This is a genomic window from Arthrobacter sp. SLBN-100 (assembly GCF_006715305.1).
Lineage (GTDB): Bacteria > Actinomycetota > Actinomycetes > Actinomycetales > Micrococcaceae > Arthrobacter.
The window spans coordinates 89,044-108,657 of the sequence record NZ_VFMY01000002.1; the positions used below are offsets into that span (position 1 = coordinate 89,044).

14 protein-coding genes are annotated in these 19,614 nt (G+C 61.1%); 7 read left to right on the forward strand and 7 right to left on the reverse strand.

Annotated features, from left to right (window positions below):
* Positions 1 to 81 precede the first annotated feature (81 nt).
* From FBY31_RS21655 to FBY31_RS21665, 3 genes are all read left to right on the forward strand, one after another.
* Positions 82 to 972 carry a hypothetical protein gene (locus FBY31_RS21655; RefSeq protein WP_142045787.1) on the forward strand — a complete coding sequence of 297 codons (891 nt, stop codon included), beginning with the start codon at positions 82 to 84 and terminating at the stop codon, positions 970 to 972.
* Positions 973 to 1,175: 203 nt separating this feature from the next.
* A complete protein-coding gene (locus tag FBY31_RS21660; protein WP_160142503.1) occupies positions 1,176 to 2,198 on the forward strand; it encodes an HNH endonuclease in 1,023 nt (340 codons plus the stop codon).
* 685 nt (positions 2,199 to 2,883) lie between these two features.
* A complete protein-coding gene (locus FBY31_RS21665; RefSeq protein WP_235013244.1) occupies positions 2,884 to 3,231 on the forward strand; it encodes a hypothetical protein in 348 nt (115 codons plus the stop codon).
* A gap of 283 nt (positions 3,232 to 3,514) precedes the next feature.
* Here the strand turns inward: FBY31_RS21665 and FBY31_RS21670 are convergent, their stop codons facing one another.
* Positions 3,515 to 4,522 carry a LacI family DNA-binding transcriptional regulator gene (locus FBY31_RS21670; protein WP_142045793.1) on the reverse strand — a complete coding sequence of 336 codons (1,008 nt, stop codon included), beginning with the start codon at positions 4,520 to 4,522 and terminating at the stop codon, positions 3,515 to 3,517.
* 236 nt (positions 4,523 to 4,758) lie between these two features.
* Here FBY31_RS21670 and FBY31_RS21675 point away from each other — a divergent pair, with 236 nt between their 5' ends.
* From FBY31_RS21675 to FBY31_RS21690, 4 genes are read left to right on the forward strand one after another with little or no spacing between them, the layout of a single operon-like run.
* Entirely contained in the window at positions 4,759 to 6,132 is a 1,374-nt protein-coding gene (locus FBY31_RS21675) for an ABC transporter substrate-binding protein (RefSeq protein ID WP_142045795.1), read from the forward strand.
* A gap of 55 nt (positions 6,133 to 6,187) precedes the next feature.
* Complete coding sequence (locus FBY31_RS21680; protein ID WP_142045797.1) at positions 6,188 to 7,189, forward strand: carbohydrate ABC transporter permease; 1,002 nt, start codon at positions 6,188 to 6,190, stop codon at positions 7,187 to 7,189.
* Positions 7,189 to 8,112: a carbohydrate ABC transporter permease gene (locus tag FBY31_RS21685; RefSeq protein WP_142045799.1), complete on the forward strand. Its 924-nt coding sequence runs from the start codon at positions 7,189 to 7,191 to the stop codon at positions 8,110 to 8,112. The genes FBY31_RS21680 and FBY31_RS21685 overlap by 1 nt, the downstream gene beginning before the upstream one ends.
* The gene (locus tag FBY31_RS21690; protein ID WP_200833493.1) at positions 8,109 to 9,509 is read left to right on the forward strand and encodes a class-II fumarase/aspartase family protein; all 1,401 of its coding nucleotides are present in this window, start codon (positions 8,109 to 8,111) and stop codon (positions 9,507 to 9,509) included. Before FBY31_RS21685 ends, FBY31_RS21690 begins: the two co-directional genes overlap by 4 nt.
* An 85-nt stretch (positions 9,510 to 9,594) precedes the next feature.
* Here the strand turns inward: FBY31_RS21690 and FBY31_RS21695 are convergent, their stop codons facing one another.
* The 6 genes from FBY31_RS21695 to FBY31_RS21720 form a co-directional block, all read right to left on the reverse strand.
* On the reverse strand, positions 9,595 to 9,942 hold the full coding sequence (locus tag FBY31_RS21695) for a recombinase family protein (RefSeq protein WP_200833494.1): 348 nt from the start codon (positions 9,940 to 9,942) through the stop codon (positions 9,595 to 9,597).
* A gap of 539 nt (positions 9,943 to 10,481) precedes the next feature.
* Complete coding sequence (locus tag FBY31_RS21700) at positions 10,482 to 10,757, reverse strand: hypothetical protein (RefSeq protein WP_142045801.1); 276 nt, start codon at positions 10,755 to 10,757, stop codon at positions 10,482 to 10,484.
* A 19-nt stretch (positions 10,758 to 10,776) separates the two neighbouring features.
* Positions 10,777 to 12,366, reverse strand: a complete 1,590-nt coding sequence (locus FBY31_RS21705; RefSeq protein WP_142045803.1) for a glycoside hydrolase family 32 protein — start codon at positions 12,364 to 12,366, stop codon at positions 10,777 to 10,779.
* 131 nt (positions 12,367 to 12,497) lie between these two features.
* The gene (locus FBY31_RS21710; RefSeq protein WP_160142504.1) at positions 12,498 to 13,862 is read right to left on the reverse strand and encodes a glycoside hydrolase family 68 protein; all 1,365 of its coding nucleotides are present in this window, start codon (positions 13,860 to 13,862) and stop codon (positions 12,498 to 12,500) included.
* A 208-nt stretch (positions 13,863 to 14,070) separates the two neighbouring features.
* On the reverse strand, positions 14,071 to 16,077 hold the full coding sequence (locus FBY31_RS21715) for a glycoside hydrolase family 32 protein (protein ID WP_160142505.1): 2,007 nt from the start codon (positions 16,075 to 16,077) through the stop codon (positions 14,071 to 14,073).
* A 40-nt stretch (positions 16,078 to 16,117) separates the two neighbouring features.
* Positions 16,118 to 19,576 carry a glycoside hydrolase family 32 protein gene (locus FBY31_RS21720; protein ID WP_142045810.1) on the reverse strand — a complete coding sequence of 1,153 codons (3,459 nt, stop codon included), beginning with the start codon at positions 19,574 to 19,576 and terminating at the stop codon, positions 16,118 to 16,120.
* Between the last annotated feature and the right edge of the window lie 38 nt (positions 19,577 to 19,614).

A 19,614-nucleotide genomic window follows, 5' to 3' on the forward strand; every position in this document is an offset into this window, starting at 1 on the left:
CCACCCCGCGGGGCACCCATTGATGCAGTCTCCGGATCACGACTTACTGGGAGACGATCAGTGCCCGAGGAGGGCATGTATGTGAACTGGTTTCTTGAAGATGTGGCCAAGTCGGTGCCGTATGGGCGGGGATTTGATGAGGGTTTCCAATTAGCCCTAGTACCCGCGAACCCTGCGGTCCAAGAACTTGTCGTCAACGCGTTACCGGCCCATCTTTATGGGCACGCAAGGCTGGCCGAAGCCTTCCGTGAATTCCTCGTTCCTGCAACGTTCGACATCGTCGGGGGAAAGCTCTACTTGGAAATCGAATACTTCTACAAGGACGGTGTAGAAGACGGTAAGCCAATTGCCTTCAAAATTCACATCTTGCCCCGAGACTCGGTCTCCAAAATATTTGGGAAGTATCGCCAGGCCTATGCCATCGATTCAGAAGTTCTAGATGAACCAGCGCAAAGGTCTACAGCGCCACTTAATTCGAAGAATCTCGTAGTTGTATCGCTTCCGTCTCCTTGGGCAAGACGTTCATCGAGAATGGTTTCCCTGCTGCGTGAGGTAGGCAGTCAAATAAGCGTGGCAACTGATTTCCTTACGGGGGAGCACGGACGCAATTCCGGATTCGACTACAAAGCACATGGTGAGCTGATCAACGATCACGTGCTGATGCGAACCAGAGCCATCGGCTGGGCAGGGCGTAACACCTTCTCCGAGGGGATGCTTGACCCAGAGAAGGCCTGGCGGGCGATTCAATTCGCCCGTTTCCAGATCCTGGTGCGAGATACGGTGCTGGGAGGGCTACAGGAAGCGATTGACAGGGCCGGGCTTGCAATAGGCTATACGGCAAAGCTTGAGCTTTCAGGTGTCCTGGATTCCGAGGACCTTGATGAGTGCGAAGCAGAACTTCAAAGTGGAACCCGTCGAATCCTCGAACTTATCCACCCTGAGCTGAGAAGCACCCTCAAAGCCAAGCCGTGATGTAGGCCCGGGCTGATTGTGAAAGGTAATACTGGCGGGGGATGCAGCCGTTGGAATTCAGCTCCTGTGAGGGGGTGCCGTCAGACATTTGACAGGTGGTAGTTTCTTTCAATCCAGGGGGAGGGGCGGCCATGGCGCACACATACATCTACAAGGCATGTGAGCACTGCAACGAGCAGTTCACCATGAAGGGGCGCCAGACCGTGGCGCGGCAGAAGAAGGCGCGGTTCTGCTCGGTTGCCTGTCGGTCCGCATCCGGCCGCCGGGACGTCACCTGCAAACACTGCGGAATGGTTTTCAGCAGGAAAGCCAGCGAAGCAGCGGACCGCCACTTCTGCAGCCGCAAGTGCATGTTCGCAGAGTGGGGCTGCGCGGTTTGCTCGAAAATCCGGCCGGAAGAACGCAGAATGGCGGGGGACACTCATTGTTCGGACCGGTGTGCGCTGACCACCCAACTGGAGGAGCTCGCCCGCGAGACCGGTGAGCTTTTCGCGGTCTGCCGCAGGTGTAAACACATTCTGCCGGCCGAGCGGTTTACCAAGGAACGCAAGCACCGCAACGGGCTTTCCCACGACTGCAAGGACTGCAGCCGGGCCTACTACGAGGAAAACAAGGGCGCTTATCAGCGGCGCCGCTACCAGTACCAGGCGGCGCCCGGTGGGATCATGATCGACTTCACGCCAGCCCAGAAAGAAGCACGGTTCGCACTCTGGGGCGGACACTGCTGGATGTGCGGAATCGCCGACGCCACCGAAGAGGATCACGTCAAACCCATCTCCAAGGGCGGGTCCCACTGCCTGTCCAACCTTCGCCCCATCTGCAAGAGGTGCAACACGACGAAACGAGGCGCCTGGCCGTTGCCGGCCGAGTCGCTTCGGGCCAACTTCCGGCATCCCTCACCACGTGAAGGCAGCGCCCGCGACGAGGTTACCGAGCGCCAGCCGCGGGTCCATTGGACCTGTCCGCAGTGCGGAAAAACGGATTTGATCAGAGCCCACGTGGCTCGGACGCGTAAGTACTGCTCGCAGGAGTGTGTGTTCAAATCGCGCATTAGCACGACGGTCGACAAGGTTTGCCTGAACCCGCTCTGCGCGAAGACCTTCACGCTGCCGGGAGGGAAAGGAGCGAAGGGTCGGAAGTTCTGCTCCATCGAGTGCGCCTGGGTGGCACGTGACCGGCCGGCGCACTGGCGGGATGTCTCCGAAGGACAGCTCACCCTTTTCTGAGGGAGAGGCATGGAAACCCGGAGCGCGTCCGGTCAGTCGGGCGTATTGTATCTCGCAAGCTCGTTGAGCAGAACGATCTGGTATACGCCCCCGGCAACGGATGGTCGAATCCCTTGGTCTGCCAGCGCCATAGTTGACTCGCCCGATCGGGCAATTTTTCGGGCAACCTGTTCAACCCGTTCGTGGAATGTTCTCTTTGTTCCGGAGGCGGTTCGAAGCGAGTGCCATTCTCGGGTCATCTGTCGGCTGATGCCAAGCGCCGCCCTTCCGACTCTGTCCAAGAGACGTCGGCCCGGACGGCGCCACGGCATCATCCCGCTCGGTTTCGGCATCCATCAGGCTCCGGCCCGTTGCGGATCGTGTTCGGCGACAGTTCCCGGGCCATTTATCGGTGACACACGCCAGTAACAGCGTCTCCAAAGTTCTCCCGGACGTCTACATCAGCTGCGTCGGCGCTGCAGGACTCCAGCGTAGATGCGCCTGTGACCATATCCTCGTCGACCAGGTCCCGGACTGTGCCTAGGGCGGGGAGGATCGAGTACAAGTACTCGTGCGCAGGATGACCCCACGCGAAGCACAAGCTCCCGAGAATAGGGTCGGGGAGAGTGAGCTGGCGCAGTACGAAGCTTCGGGGCGGTTGAGGTCGCGTCCATGGCCTGTTGGCCCGAGTGAGAGCTATGGGAAAGTGGACTTTGAGGACGGCGAGGGAAAGACCGTCCTCACCGTCTACGTACAGCGCGGGCCCGAAGAAGCAGGTTACGTCCTGCACATCGATCACCTAGCCGCGCCGTTGCGGGTGGATGGTACGCTCCTTCGCCTGAGCCCGGCGCCTCACACTGACAGGGACGCCCTCGACTTCCGCCGGATCACGGCTGCCCGTACGGCTGCCGCGAAGGCAGAGGCCGAGTTGGAAGCCGCCGTTACCGCCGCCCGCGCGAACGGAGACTCCTGGGAGGTTATCGGCGCCGCCCTCGGCACGTCCGCTCGAACTGCGCAGGAGCGCTTCGGCCACACACCGAGACGCTTTAGGTAGCCCCAACTATTAGCGTTGGGTTGTAGAGCAACCTTTGTTAGGAACTTGAGCCTCCGTCAGACTGGAATCTTAGACTGCCTGGCGGGGGACTGCCCAAAAGGCGAAGTGGACTCTAACCTGACGTTTTTTCAAAGCCCTTCTGACGTCAGGCTGGGGTGTGCACCAATTAGACGGACTCTCGCCGCGCGCCAGGTCAGTGAATAGTGGCGATAAGTGGCGGCAAATTTGCAGCGCTTCATGTCGCAGCATGGGGCAGAACGAGGAGCGGTAGCGCCGGCTGGCCCTACTCGCAGCCGCAGGATTGTCTGACAGCTAGCTGCGGGATGGTTTTGTCGATAGAGGCAGGTGAGCCAGGTTCTTGAATCCGCTCGAGCAGCATGCGCGCCGCGCGGCGTCCGAGGGCTTCGCCTTTGGTGTCGACGCTGGTAAGGGGTGGTTCCCAGAGGGCTGCTCCGCCGATGTTGTCGTAGCCGATGACTCTGGTGGAAGTCCCTAGGCCGTGGATGCGGAGTGCCCGGTAAAGTCCGAAGGCAATGCTGTCGCTATGGCAAATGATGCCGTCGGGGAGGGGTCCGGCTTCGATGAGCCGCTGACCAAGGTCGAGGCCGCTGACGCTGTTGACGGCGCCTGGGATGTCAATCAGTGAAGACCCGTCAAGTCCGTTTCGTTTGAGGGCCTCTTTCACACCCTTTGTTCGGTCCGTGCGGGACAGGATAGCGGGCAGTCCGCCGAGGTAGGCAATAGTTTCGCACCCGTGAGCCTCTATCAGGTGCGTTGCAGCGAGCCGGCCGCCAACGACGTCGTCCGCGCCGACGTATGGCGCGTCGACATTTTTTATGTAACGGGTCATCAGAACGTGCTCAAGCCCCCACGTTCTGAGTTCGTCGACGAGGGATGGGCTGGTTCCGGTCGCGGGCACGAGTGCCAGTCCGGCCACCTGGTGCTCCCGAAGTTTCCGGATGGCCTCGTGCTGACGGTCAGGATTGTCACCTGTGTTGACGAGCAGCGGGAGGTACCCGGAGTCGGTTAGACCGGTCTCCAGGCCGTGGATCAGCTCACCGAAGAAGGGACTTGCAATATTGGTAACAACAACGCCGATGGTATTCGCCGTCTGGGTGCGTAGAGATGCGGCACCCCGGTTGTAGACGTATCCGAGCTTTTGCATGGACTCGGCGACCCGTTGGCGGGTTTGCTGCGACACCCGTCCTGTTTCCCGCAGCACGAGCGACGCCGTAGCGCGGGAAACGCCTGCGTGGTCGGCGACATCCTGCAGGGTTACCGTCCCGGACATGCAAGCCTCCCAGCCCTATCGTTCACATCACAGGGTAACCAAGAGTGACCGCTGCTGGAATAATGATATACCGATCTATCACTGAAGGACCATTCAACACACGAAGTCCACTTCTACCACGCCTACAGCGCATAGGATCCCGCCATCCTCTACCGGCTGCTGCTTGACAGTGATTCAGAGCACGTGCTTACATTTTGCTAGATCGATTAAGCAAGACATCTACCCAGGAGATCTAAATGAACGCAAAGAAGCGGACGATTGCGGCTGCAGTGGCCCTCGCCGGCGCCATGGCACTTACTTCCTGCAGCCCCGGGGGTGAAGAGACTGCCCAGGACGAGTCCCTGACTGTCTGGACTCTTGAACGCCAGCCTGACCGGGTCGAAATCCAAAAGCAGATTGCTGCTGACTTCACGAAGCAGTCCGGCGTTGATGTCGAGATCGTGGCCGTGGACGAAGCGCAGTACAACCAGCTGCTCGTGTCATCTGCGGCCTCCGGTGAACTTCCCGATGTGATCGGCGGGCTTGGGCTGCCTGGAGTGGGCGCCCTCCAGGCCAACGACCTGCTCGACGGCGACGCGGCCTCACGTGTGGTGAACGAGCTGGGAAAGGACACCTTCGCCCCGCGGTCCCTTGAGTTGGCCAGCATCCATGGGAAGCAGCTGGCCGTCCCGAGTGATTCCTGGGCATCCTTGCTCGTCTACCGCAAGGATCTGTTCGATAAGGCGGGCCTGAAGGCCCCTGAGACCTATGACGACATCCTCAAAGCCGCCCAGACTCTGACCACAGGCAACCAGGTCGGATTCTCCGGATTTACTACCAACCAGGAAACTTTTGAGCACCTGGCGCTGGGCAACGGCTGCCAGCTGGTCAGCGACTCCAAGGAGATCACCCTGGACAGCCCCGAATGCAGCACGGCCTTCAACTTCTACCAAGAGCTGATGACCAAGTACTCGGTACCCGGCGAGCAGGACACCAACACGGCGCGGTCCAACTACCTCTCCGGCCGGGCGGCCATGGTCATGTTCTCCTCATTCATCCTCGATGAGATGGCCGGGCTCCGCAGCGACATGCTGCCCTCCTGCGCTGAGTGCGCCGGCGACCCCTCCTACCTGGCGAAGAACAGCGGAGTGGTTACCGCGATCAAGGGCCCTGACGGATCCGAACCCGCACAGTTCGGCTCCCAGGTGAACTGGGCCATCCCGGTGGAAGCCGCTTCCCCGGCCTCTGATTTCGTCAAGTACATGATGAGTGACGGTTACGAGCGTTGGCTTGCATTTGCTCCCGAGGGCAAGGTCCCCTCACGCCAGGGCACCAAGGACAACCCGACCGCATACGTCGATGCCTGGAAGGCCATGCCTTCGGGCACCAGCACCAAGGCACCGCTGTCCGACTTCTACCCGCATTCCGTCATTGAGCAGCTGTCCACCTCACCGGAGAAGATGAGCCTTTGGGCTGTGCCACAGGGCCAGGGCGCACTGGCTGGCGCGCTGCTCGCTGAGAAGCCCGTGGCGAAGGCCATCAACTCGATGATCACCGGTGGAACGTCAGGGCAGGACGCAGCCAAATCAGCGACCGACTCCGTACGGACCATCCAGTCCACCCTGAAGTGACCGGCTGACCCACTGTGAACACCCGATACCCCACACTCAGGTCACCGGAGGAACCATGACCACCACCCTGGGAAAAACCCCCCGCACCAGGAAAACCAATTCGTCCCCGTCAGGTCTCCGCACCGGCGGAGGCGTCAGCCGGCGCCAAGCACGGGCAGGACTGGCCCTCGTTTCACCCAGCCTCATCATCGTGCTGTTCCTGGTGGTCCTGCCCATCCTGTGGACCGTGATGCTGGCCTTCCAAGATGTGCGGCTCATCCAGATCCGCCGGGCAAACCTCTTCGGCAACTACACGCTGGATAACTTCATCGGCGTCCTGACCTCCGAAGCCCTGTGGTCATCCCTTGGAACAACACTTGCGTACTCGGTCCTAGGGACGTTGGGAGCCATCATTGTCGGTCTCGCCGCCGCACTGGCACTGCGGAACGCCTTCCGGGGCCGCACCTTGATCCGGGCCGCCATGCTGCTTCCCTATGTGGCCCCTGTCGTCGCATCGGCGTTCGTCTGGAAGACCATGCTCAACCCCCAGTTCGGGGTGGTCAACGCCTGGGGCACCGGCTTCCTCGGCTGGGACCAGCCCATATCCTTCCTCACCACCCGAACCACCGACTGGTCGGTCCTTGGCCTGACGGTCCCCGTGCCGACGGCCCTGTTCACAGTCATTGCCTTTGAGATCTGGCGGACGTTCCCCTTCGTCTTCCTGTTCATCACCGCACGGCTGCAGGCCGTACCGAAATCGATCGAAGAAGCGGCCCGGATGGACGGTGCGGTCCCCACCCAGATGTTCCGCCACATCCTCCTGCCCCAGCTCCTGCCGACCATCGCCGTCCTCAGCGTGCTGCGGTTCATCTGGACCTTCAACAACTTCGATGACGTCTACCTGCTCACCGGCGGCGGCGCCGGAACCGAAGTCGTCAGCGTAGGCGTCTTCAACTACCTGATCGGACGTGGAGACATCGGCTCGGCCTCCGCGCAGGCCCTGGTGCTGGCAGCCATCCTGACCGTCATGGTCCTGGTCTACATGAAATTCGCCGTCAAGGACGAGGAAGTAGCGTAATGACAACCCTGAACGACGTCCGGTCCCGGAACACAGCACCGGAACGGCGGCCCCGCACATGGTCACGCGACACGGCTGAAACCAAAACGCTGCGCGTGCTGCGCTGGGTAGTCATCGCCGTACTGTTGCTCGTCACCGTCTTCCCCTTCTATTACATGGTCACGCTGTCCGTCAGGGATATCGGTTCGCTCATTGCCGACCCTGCCAGGGTCTGGCCCAACCTGTCCGAGATCAGCTTCGACACCTACAGCAACGTTCTCGCCTCCGTCGCCGACGGCGGCCAGGGATTCGCGGGGTTCATCCTAACCAGTGGCCTGGTTGCCCTCGGTACCGTGGTCCTGACCCTCCTGATCGCCGTTCCCGGAGCCTACGCCGTCAGCAGGCTCCAGTTCTTCGGCCGCCGCCAGATCAGCGCACTGTTCCTGGCCGTGTACCTGTTCCCCAGCATCCTGCTTGCTGTGCCCCTGTTCGTCTTCTTCACCAGGCTGGGATTGCGCGGAGCCGTCGGTGTGCTGCTGGTCGTCTACGTCTCCCAGACCATCGCCGTTTCCATCTTCATGCTGCGCAACTACTTTCAAACCATTCCGGAAAGCCTCGAGGAGGCAGCGGCCCTGGACGGGCTGGGCAGGTTCGGCATCATGTGGCGCATCAGCCTTCCCCTGGCAGGACCCGCCATCATGTCCAACGCCCTGTTCGTGTTCATGATCGCCTGGAACGAATTCCTCTTCGCCCTGTTGTTCCTGGTAGAAGAGCGAGACAACTGGACCGTCTCACTGGGCCTGGCCCAACTGTCCGGGAGCCTCGAAGTTCCCACCACAATCCTGATGGCCGGCTCAGTCATCCTCACGCTGCCCATCATTCTGCTGTTCTTCGGCAGCGAACGCCTCCTCGCAGAAGGCCTCACCGCAGGATCCGAAAAATGACCAACACCGCAGGCCAGGCAAGAACGGCTCCCTCAGGAGCACCGATCCCGTTGCGCTTCACCGATTACAGGGTCCCGGACCCGGGAATCCGCAGCCTCTTTGACCTCGAAGCCCGATGGGAAAGCTGGCTTCAGGTAGAAGCTGCCCTCGCACGCGCCCAAGCCAAGCTCGGCATCCTCCCAGCCGAAGCAGCAGAAGCCATTACAGCCAAATCGACGCTGGCGGCCCTTGACATCCCGGCTATACACCGCGGCATCGCAGCCACCAGCCACCCCCTTATGGCGCTGATCACCGAACTGAGCCAAACCACCGGGGAGGAGCACGGCGGCTGGGTGCACTGGGGAGCTACCACTCAGAACATCACTCAGACCGGCGATCTCCTCCAGATCAAAAAGGCCCACCTCATACTGCTGGATCAGCTGGAAAAGACCCTCGCTGCAGCCGCCCATCTCGCCCGGCGTGGGGCCTCCGCAGTGATGGCTGGCCGGACACATAGCCAGCAGGCGGTTCCCATCACCTTCGGCTTCAAAGTTGCGGTATGGATCGATGAGCTCCTCCGTCACCACGAGCGGCTCCGACAACTGGAGTCCCGGATGTTCAACGCAATGGCCGGCGGCGCCGTTGGCAGCTTCGCATCACTTGGCAATGACGGCCCGGAAGTCCAGCAGCTCCTCGCCCAGGATTTGGGACTTGGCAGTATGCGCATACCCTCGCGAGGAATCGCAGACCAGTTTGCCGAATACGTAGCAGTCCTGGCTTTGCTGGCCGCTACCGGCGGCCGCATTGCAGGCGAAATATACACTCTCATGCGCCCCGAAATCGGTGAAGTCCGGGAAGCCTCCCCGCAAGGTACTGTCGGCAGTTCCACCATGCCGCACAAGCAAAATCCACAGCTCTCCCAAGACTGCACCACTATCTCCGCCCAAATCCGCAGCCTTCTACCACAGGCAATGGAAGCAATGCTGCACGATCAGGAAGTCAACGGCGCTAACACCGCGATGATGGACGACGCCCTAAGCCGGGCCATCATCCTCAGCGGGGACCTGCTGGCACGGCTGACACTAATTCTCACCGGGCTCGAAATTGACGAGAACCGTATGCGGACCAACCTGGAAATCACCCACGGACTCGTTTCCTCCGAAGCTGTCATGCTCTCCCTCGGTCACGCCATCGGCAGGCAGCACGCGCATGACGTCGTCTACGATTCAGCTCAAGAGGCGATCAGGACACATCGGCAGTTCGGAGAAGTCCTAGGGGCGAACCCGACCGTCAGTGCCCACCTAACACAGCTGGAAATTGAGGGCCTACTCGACCCGCTCAACCACGTGGGCCTCTGCCAAGACATCGCTCTCGAAGCCGCGGTGCGAGCCGACTCGATTGGGATGCTGATCCACTAGCGGTGCAGGCAGGGTGCCATCCCTTGACTGCCCGCGCGCTGAATCACTTGGTCGCCCGTTCCGGGGTGAGCGTCTTTTCCGCCCTCTATATGCGCCTTATAGGCGCCGCGCTGCTTGGCCAAAGCAATGCCTTCCCTTTGACCAGGCTCTCTTTGACGAACTCCACTCGCCCACCCTTGTGGGTGAGGCCCCGGACGAGAGCACGCAGGTCATCGAGGTTACGGGCGAGCCGGTCCATGCTGTGCACAACCACAGTGTCCCCTCCGGGCGAACCGCAGCAGTTCAGTGAGCTGTGGCCTGCTGCATCCCTGCCGGAGGCATTGTCGGTGAGGACCCCGTCCAGGATATGACCCTCGAGCCGGCGTTTATCGTTCTGGTCCAGCGTGCTCACGCACACGCGCACGTACCCGATCCGGTGTCCAGCCGCCCGCACCTCCAACCCTCACTCAGTCAGGTTTGGGTGTGCGTCACCCTTAATGGCTTCGTCACGGCTGGGGTCACGATGCCCGGTGGATAGAACGAACCTGCCAACCGTCCTCCCGGCGGCACGTTCGTCCACCTCTCCCATAGGAGAGCTTGAGCCGGATGACGCTTTGATCCGAAGACAGGTGATCGATTACTCCACGTGCAATGACTAGGCCGTCATCGATCACCTCAATTTCATCGCCGGGTCTGATCCCGTTCCAGTCGAAGACTTCGAAAGACATACCGTGATGAAGCTTCCTTGATTCCTTCGGCAGGGACGTGTAAATCACGGGGTTCTGGCATCCGAAAATGATGGCAGTCGAGAGGTGGTGACTACCTGCGTTTTTCCTAACGAAAGCAAAGCCAAATCGCGGGCATCAGCTTTTTGGGCATCCGTGAATGGAAGCTCATCGCCCCTCTCATCAGTCCAACGGACTTCCTCGCCTCCAGCTGCTTCATGGCGGCAGGTACCCATAAGGGTTTCCGTTTCGTCAGGTTGGGGTTACTTCAATCTGATTGACTAGTTGAAGCCGTGCGAGATGACGACGACCCGGTATCTGCTGACGCAAGTCGCCGTTCTTGGATTTGCCCATAAGGGACATCCTCGGTGAGAGCGACGGTGTAGTAGCTGTAGCTGTATTGGGTTACCAGCACTCCGTGACGACCAATTTTTACAGCATGAGCTATGGCTTTATCCACTGCTTTGTCCAGGTCTTCGCGAAGTTGAAGTGGCTTGTCCCCCCTGACTTCCAGGAGGTAGGAAGCATCAGTGGCTTCGGTCATTTTCTTTCCTTTGCTTGGGCTAGCTATGGAAGATGGTGGTCATCCTGTGCAGGGTGAGTTGTTCGATTTTCGCTTCGCCGTCGGTGTAGGTGGCGAGGCCTGTGTTTTCGCGGGAGGGGAGGATGAGGGCGGAAATCTGTTCCCGCTCGTTGCCGAATAGTTCCAGGCTGGAGCGGTCCAGCAGGATGCGGAGGGTTACCCTGCCGTTCTCGGGTGCAAGGGGGGCTTCGTAGGTGTTGTCCCAGGTGCCGCCGATGTCTTTGCCGTCCCGTTCAGGTACTTTGCCGGATTCGGCGCGGTCGACGAACATCTTTTCTGTTGTGACGTTGTATCCAACCCGGGTCCGTTGACCTGGTCCCGTTCGCAGATCGATCCCCACTTCAGAACAGGTACTGCTGCGAACGTCAACTGTCATTGAAATCTCTAGGCAGTCGCCGTTGATATGTTGCAGGAGGTTGTTGTCCTTGGTGACGGTTTCAGCGGACCAGGTGCCCAGCCATTGACGCAGCTGGGTGTATTCAGCGGCCGGGTTCTGGACCAGCCGGATCCCGTCGTTGTAGCGGCGCAGCTGCAGTTCGCGGACAAGTGAGAGTTGGCCGTTGAAGGGTTCCGTGGGGACAACTTCCCGGTATTGCCAGTTATCGGTCCAGGCGATCATGAGGCGACGGTTGTCGGGGAAGGGCCTGTCACCCCAGGTTACGCCGGCGTAGTAGTCCTTCCCGAAGTTCTGCCACAGGGTGGTGTCGGGGCTGTTCTCGTTGTGGAAGGTGTGTCCATCGAAATCGCCGATGAAGTACTGCATTCCGCTGCCGCCGGCGGGGGCGCCGTCCGTGACGCTGACGCTGAGAACCCATCGGCGCTCCTGTGTGCCTTGCACGGGGAGTTCGAAGAGATCGGGGCATTCCCAGGCACCGCCGTGGGCGCCGTGGTCGCGGCCGAAGGTGCCGGCCGGCGTCCAATTGATCAGGTTGGATGATGTGTGGAATTCCAGGTGGTCGCCCATGGACACCACCATGATCCACTTGCTCGTGCCCTCGTGCCAGAACACTTTAGGGTCCCGGAAGTCCTTTTGTCCGGTGTTCGGCACGATGGGGTTGGCAGGGTGCTTGGTCCAGGTGCGGCCCTTGTCATTGCTGTAGGCCAGGCCTTGGGACTGCTTCCCGTTGGGGTGCTGGCTGTATGTGAAGATCGCTACCAGCACTTTTTCGTCGCCGTCCTGCAGTCCGCTGGTGTTGCGCTCGTCCACGACTGCGGATCCGGACCAGATATTTCCGATCTCGTCTGGGTACAGCGCTGGTTCCAGCCGTTCCCAGTGGAGGAAGTCAGTGCTGATGGCGTGGCCCCAGTGCACGGCGCCGTCGATGTTGTACTGGTGGAAGAGGTGGTACTCGCCGGCATACCAGAGCAGGCCGTTGGGATCGTTGATCTGGTGCAGCTCGGACGTGTAGTGATACTGGGGCCGGAACTCCTCATCGCCGCGTAACAGCGCGGTAGGGGCCGCAGCCGGCGCGGGCGGAGCCTTTGTATCGGAAGGCGTGGCTACGGAGCAGCCGGTGAGGAGTGCCGCCCCGGCGAGGAGGACCGATCGACGTGCAGGATTTGGTGTCATGGGGTTCCTTAGGTCTTGCCGTCGGACTTATGCAAGCCCGGTACGAGTGAGAGGCTGCCTGCAGGTGGCGGGCAGCCTCTCACTGTTTGCGCGGGCTGGTCTGTCTGCAACCACACGCCGCGCTGGGTGTGTTAAGGGGTGGGCTGCCCTGCCCGCGGGTGCAGGGACAGGGCGGTGGTCTCGGGCACGTACCCATAGTCGAGTTCACCGGCGTACTTAGTGGTGTTGCCGGTGATGTCGAATTTCACCGTGGGGGCAAAGCTGCCGCCCGGCTCCCCACCTGGACGGTCGAAGAGGAAGCTCTGCACCAGCCCGTTGGGGGTGATGTTCCAGGCGAAGGACTGGTTGTTGGCCTCCGCCGGGTTGGCCAGGACCAGGCTGCTGCCGTTCAGGCCCTTGTAGTCGCTGCGCAGGGATGAACCGACGAAGCCGTAAAGGCCGTCGGGCCCGGTCAGACCCGGGGCGAACTTGTGGCGGTGCTCGTCAACGAAGAGGTAGTACTTGCCGTCCTTGAAGATGAAGTGCGGACGCTCGAGCTCCTGGGACACGCAGTTGGCGCTCAGCAGCGGGGGAAGGAGTTCCCACTCGGTCAGCTGCTTGTTCTTTGCCTTGGCGATGCCTACGGAACCGACGAAGTACTTCGAATCCTCGGGGACCTCGTGTCCGGCCGGAACGTCCCCGATGTCTTCCTTGGAGCAGGTGTTGGCGTCAGGGTTTCCACCCTTGCTGCCGTGGAACAGCATGTAGGTGTTGCCGTCCTTGGGGTCCTTGAACACCCACGGGTCACGGAAACCGGGGAACTGCGTCTTGGGTTGGCCCGCTTTGTACTGGTCCCAGGTCTGGTACATCACGCCGTCCGGCTGCGCCAGGATCTGGTGGTCATTCTTACCGAACCCGGTGAAGCGGACACCGTCCTTGTCCGCGTGAATTTTGCCCTTCGCGGAGGCCAGGCGCTGTTGGCCGTCGGCGTGGTCCGGGGCGGCCCCGGTTGCGCCCACCGCGGTGTAGTAGGCGGTGATGTCGTTGGTGCCCTCAATGGTGGTGGAGCCGGACCACGTCCTGGATCCCAGCGAGGTGCCCTCCGGGAAGAGGTTGCCACCGTAGGTCCAGTTCTTGGCGTCCTTGGAGTAGTAGTAGCCGATGTGCGCCCAGGCGTCAGGGTGATGGAAAGGCAGAGCCTTGGTGTTCGTGAGGGAGAACATGACGTTCCATTCGCCCACCTTCACCACGTCACCGTTCAGATTGGTCAGTGGCCATGCATCACCGAGGAACACTTCATCACTGGTTACCGGTGTGCCGGACTGGGGGATCGCCGGGATGGTGTTGGTGGCGTTGGCTTGGACTTTCAGCGCGTCGGCCCGGGTCCACTTGGCGGTGAAGTTATCGGTGGGCTTGTACTGCTGGTCCTGGGCCGGCGCCGGTTGAGGGGCTGCCGGCGCGGCATTGGCCGGGGCTGAGAGGGTCAGGGCAAGGCCTGCTGCTGCAAGAGCTGCCAAAGCGCCTCGCCCTCCTCGTCTGTTCATGGTCACGCTTTTCACGCATGTCTCCTGTGGGTGCGGGGGCATAAGAAAGACCACGTGTCCGCTCGTTCGCCGTCGGACACGTGGTCTGCCACCTACCGTATTCAGCCCTGTGACGTTAAGTCAACCGGTTCTTGCAAGATCTACGTCATTTCTTGCAAGAACAGGATTTGTGTTTGCATACTTATGACGTTTTCACTGCAGTGTAAAGAGCTTCCGCGTCTTGGACATAGAGCCCACTGCGGCCGCTGGCGAAGCTGGTGTCCTGGGCCGTGATGACGGTGTTGTTGGTGGCGGCAACGATCTTTGTGCCGGTTGTTGTGAGCTGGAGATGCACGGGTTCATTGGTGGTTGCGTTGATACGGGCGGAGGCGAGGATCTCTGTGCTGGCGGAGGAGTTGATCTTGAGGAGTTCCAGTATGCTGTCGCGCACATTGATCACTGCCGCGTAGCCCGTGCCGGCCTGTTCGTCCGCGCGAACGATCAGGCCCGCGGCGTGCTGCCCCAGGATGGACTGCGGGTTTCCGTCCCTGGCCCCGATGATGGTCACTTTGGTCTCGATGGCTGCGCTGCGCCCGTCCATCCGGAGACACATGCCGGTGCTTCGCGACGAACCCTGGCGTCCGGCACAGGTTTCGGCCCATTCTCCGGAGAAGGTTGACCAGGCTGCTGTTGGGGTTTGGGCCGGGCTTCGTTCGGGCCAGATCCGCCTGACTGGATGGACCTGCAGGGATTTCAGGAGGGCCGTACCGCCCTCGGAGTAACTGCCCGTCCCGGTGCTGCCGGCGTCCGGAAGGATGAGCAGGCTGATTACTTCGCGCCCGTCTACGAAGACCTCCACGGAGGAGCGGTCCACGAAGATTCGCAGCGTCAGAGTGTCGGCTGCCGGCTGGAAAGGGACGCTGTTGCGACCGATCCAGTACATACTGGGTTTGGTCCCCGAAAGGTGCCGGTCAACAAATACCTCCCGGGTGTTGGCGTCGAAACCTATCCGTGTCAGCTGGCTCGAGCCCGTACGGACGTCGATGCCGAAGAGATGTGCGCTGGTGGCGGCCAGATCGAATTCGGCGATGATTTCCAGGCATTCCCCTTGCGGCCCGGGCAGCGCCGACCTGCCTTCGGGAACGCCAATGTTCTCCCACGTGAACCCGGGATCCCGCAGAAGGTCCTGTTCGGCCACCGGGCTGTGGACCAGCCGGATTCCTTCCGGAAAGGTCTTCAGCGTCAGTTCGTGTACCAGCGAGAGTTGGCCGTTAAAGGGGGTGGTGGGCACGTCGAAGCGGTACATCCAGTTGTCAGCCCACGCGATCATGAGTCGGCGCCCGTCGGAGGGAGGGACATTGGCCCAGGTGATGCCGGCGTAGTAGTCCTGCCCATAGTTTTGCCAGAGTGCCAGGTCCGGGGTGTTGCTGTTGCGGAACGTCACGCCGTCAAAGTGGCCCACGAAATATTGCATGCCGGAGCCGCCAGCCGGGGCGCCGCGGCCGATGCTGACCGAGAGCACCCACCGTGTCTCATCGGTGCCCTCCACTTGCAGTTCGAAGAGGTCCGGGCATTCCCATTCCCCGCCATGTGATCCGTCCAGACGGCCCCATTCGCTGCTGAATGTCCAGGTCTTCAGGTCCGGGGAGGTGTAGAAGTCCAAGTGGGTGCCCGCAGTGAGGACCATGATCCAGCGGTCGGTGGGTTCATGCCACAGGATTTTCGGGTCACGGAAGTCCGGTTTGCCGGGGTTGGGGATTACCGGGTTGCCTTCGTACATGGTCCACGTGCGGCCGCGGTCGTTGCTGTAGGCGATGCCCTGGGACTGGGGACCCTGGTGTTCGGCATAGGTGAAGGCTGCCACCATTACCGCTTCCTCACCCTGCTGGAAGCCGCTGGTGTTGGCTGTATCAACCACGGCGGTGCCTGAGTAGATCTGGCCAATCCTGTCCGGGAAGATGGCCGGCGGAAGGTGCGTCCAATGGACCAGGTCGGTGCTGACGGCGTGTCCCCAGTGGATGGCGTCGTGCAGGTTGTACTGGTGAAAAAGGTGGTACTCGCCGTCGTACCAGAGCAGCCCGTTCGGGTCGTTGATCATGTTTTTCTCGGCCGTGTAGTGGTACTGGGGCCGGAACGGCTCGTCCATGTAACCGGGATCCAGCGCCAGGTCGTGCGTCGCCGGGTCAGTGGCCGGGATGGTGTAAGTCATGGTTCTCATCTTCTGGGTAGATAGGTATGGGTTGTGGGGGTCAGGATTTCGTTAGGGAGATGTTGTCGATCTGTAAGGACGTGTTCGCCGGCCCGTTGACGTAGAAGCCGATGTCCACTTGACCATTGGTGATCGTCACCGGGGTGTTGATCTGTTGATAGCTGGTACCGGGGTTGATGTTTACGTTCACGGGGTTGCCGTTGTTGCTGATTTCCATGCGGGCGATCGTGGCTGCCTGGTTGAGCTTCACCCACGCTCGTGCGAGGTAGGTGCCGTTCGGCAGGCCGGTGATGAGCTGGTGCACGGACTCCTGGTAGGCGTTGCCGGCGTAGAAGTAGAGCTTGTCCTTGCCCGCGTAGGCATCGTTCCCGTCGACGCCATAGGCGGCAGCCTGCCCGGCGGGACGCCATTCGGTCCAGCTGCCGATGTCGCCGCGCTCGTACCCGCTGTTGGTGACAAGGTTGGCATCCGGGGTCCAAGTAACCCCGGTGAAGGTGGAGCTGGAGTTCCAGGTGTTCAGCCCCAGAGCACCGCTGGTGAAAGTGTTGTCGGTGGTGTTGATCACGCGGCGTCCGTCGAGGTAGACGCTGAGGTGATTGTCAATCGCCTGGGCGGTGAGCTGGTAGGTGCGGGCGGCGTCGATCGAGTACGCGTACCTGGCAATGGTTGTTGAACTGCCATCGCCGTTGAACCGGAACAAGGTGACAGCGTTGTTGAGGGCGTCAACGTTGGCGACGTAGCCTGCGGTCCCGGTCGGGTTTGCACGGAAAATCAGCGCTGCTGCTGCCGTCCCGCCGGCGGTGGCGGAAACGGTGACGTTCGCGGTGTAGGTGAAGTTCGTTGCGGGCTGGCTGGAGAGGAGGAATCCATCTCCAGTGCTCGTTCCCTGCCATCCGCCGGCGACCGGGGTCCAGTTTCCGGCAGTTGGGGCCCACGTTGCCGGGTGTCGGGTGACGGTGACGTTCTGGAACACCGCTGATGCGTTGTACACGTCGAGGCCGAGTTTGCCACTGCTGTAGGTGCTGTCCGTAGGAGCGCCGAGGACCGTTCCGTTGAGCGAGATGGTGAAGGTGTTGCCGACAGCATCGACTTTGAGCGTGTATTTCGTCCCGGTATTAATCGTGGTCGGGTAGGTGGCGATCGTCGCGCCAGGGCTCCCCCAGCGGAAGAAGGTGACGACGTCGGTGCCGGCGTCGATGTTTAGGCCGTATCCCTGGGTGGCGTTGTCGTTGGCGCGGAAGACGAGGGTTCCGGCGCGGCCGCCTCCGGTTGCGTTGACGGTGATGTCGCCCTGGTAGGTGGCGTCGCCGACGATTTCGTTAGACATCATGTATCCGTCGCCGGCGGCGGCGCCGCTGAGCCCGTTCGCTCCGTACGTCCAGGTGCCGCTGGTGGGGGCCCATCCGATCGCATTCGTGGCGAAGTTGGTGCTCGGTGTGAAGGTGATGTCCTGCAGGTAGGAGTCGGAATCTTTCAGGGCAAGACCGGCGAAACCGCTCCGGTAGGTGTTATCGACAGCGGAGATCTTTTGTGCTCCGTTGACGGACACGGTCAACGTGCCCCCGTTGGCCCCGACACCGATTGTGTAGCCCGTATTCGTGGCAAGCGACATGGGGGTGCTCGCAAGGGTGGTGGTTTGATCGCCGTCGATCCGCAGAAGGTCGACGCTATCGGTTTTGGCGTTCAGGAGGGCAACATACCCGTGGGTTGCTGTCGCATCGGAGCGGAAGATGAGGCCTGCGGCGGCTTCCTGCAGGATGGGCTTCGGGTTTCCGGGCAGCACGCCCTGGATGGTGGCCTCCGCGGAGTAGGTGAAGTCACTGCCCGTGGAAGAGCTGAGCGTGACGCCGAGTCCGGTGGCAGATCCTTCGCGGCCGTCTTGCGTGTCCGCCCATTCGCCGGTGACTGTGGACCAGCCTGCGATGTTCGAGAGGATGGGCGAAGCCGTTGGCCAGGCACGGCCGACGGGATAGACGGTGAGTGAGTTCAACTTGATGTTGCCGCCGACGGCGTACGTTTCCAGCCCGAGACTGGATTGGTCGGGGAAAATCAAATCGGATATCTGCTGCCTGTCGTTACCGAACGCCTCAACGCTGGAGCGGTCCACATAGATGTGGAGGGCCACCGTGTTGCCAGCCGGATCCAGCGGTGCCGTGTGGAGGCCGGCCCAGTTCGGATTGGGGTTCGTGCCGGTGGGATTTGGTGTGACCCCGGAGTTGGTGCGGTCGACATACATCTGGTGCGTGGCGAGGTTGTAGCCGACGGGCGTGGATTCATTCAGTCCTTTGCGGACTTTGATACCGAAGTCGGTGGCCGTAGCTCCCGTGGTGTCGTAGCTGGCAATGATCTCCAGGGCCTCGCCGCTGGTTCCGGAGAGCAGGTTCGTCCCGGGGGTGAGGGTCTGTGCTCCCCACAAGCTCGGGGTTCCGCGCAAATTCTGATATTCGCTGATCGGATTCTCGGTCAGGCGCAGCCCGTCAGTGAACTGCTGCAGTTTAAGTTCACGGATCAGGGAGAGTTGCCCGTTGAAAGGTGTCGTTGGTGCGTCGAACCGGTATTGCCAGTTGTCGTTCCAGGCGATCATGAGACGCCGGCCGTCGGTGGAGGACACATTGTTCCAGGTCACCCCGGCGTAGAAGTCCTTGCCGTAGTTCTGCCAGACCGCGGCGCCGCCGACGTTGTCGTTGGTGAATGTGGTGCCGTCGAAGGAGCCGGTGAAGTAGCGCATGCCGACTCCGCCGTTCGGTGCGCCCTGATCTTGGCTGACCGAGAGCACCCACTTGGTTGTGCTCGTCCCGGCGATGGTCATCGGGAAGATGTCGGGGCATTCGAAATTGCCTGGGTGGGTTTCAGTGCTTCCCCAGTTTGATGCCAGCGTCCAGGTCTTCAGATCGGTGGAGTTGTAGACGTTGAGGGTCTTACCGACGGTGAGCACCATCACCCACTTGCTCGTTGGTGCGTACCAGAAAACCTTCGGGTCGCGGAAGTCGGCCTGGCCGGTATTCGGAATGATCGGGTTGCCGGAATACATCGTCCAGGTGCGGCCCTTGTCATTGGAGTACGCCAGTCCCTGCGATTGCGGACCTCCGTTGTGCTCTCCATAACTGAACATGGCCACCATGACCTTGTTCGTACCGGTCTGAAACCCCGAGGTGTTGTTGTCGTCGATGACGACAGCGCCCGAGAAGATCTGCCCGATCGCATCGGGGAACAGTGCGGGCTTCAGGCGGGTCCAGTGCACTAGGTCGGTGCTGACGGCGTGACCCCATTCGACGGAGGCGTCGTGCAGATTGTACTGATGGAACAGGTGATATTCACCGTCCAGATAGACCAGTCCGTTGGGGTCGTTGATCATGTTTTTCTCTGCCGTGTAGTGGTACTGCGGCCGGTATGTCTCATCCATGTATCCGGGGTCTGCTCCTTGGGCGGGAGCGGAGCAGACGATGAAGCCGGCAATCAGAGCACCGAGTGCCACTAAAATACGGACGACTTTGTCCATCACGGGTCCTTTTGAGTTTTTTGAGCTGGTTTGTGGGC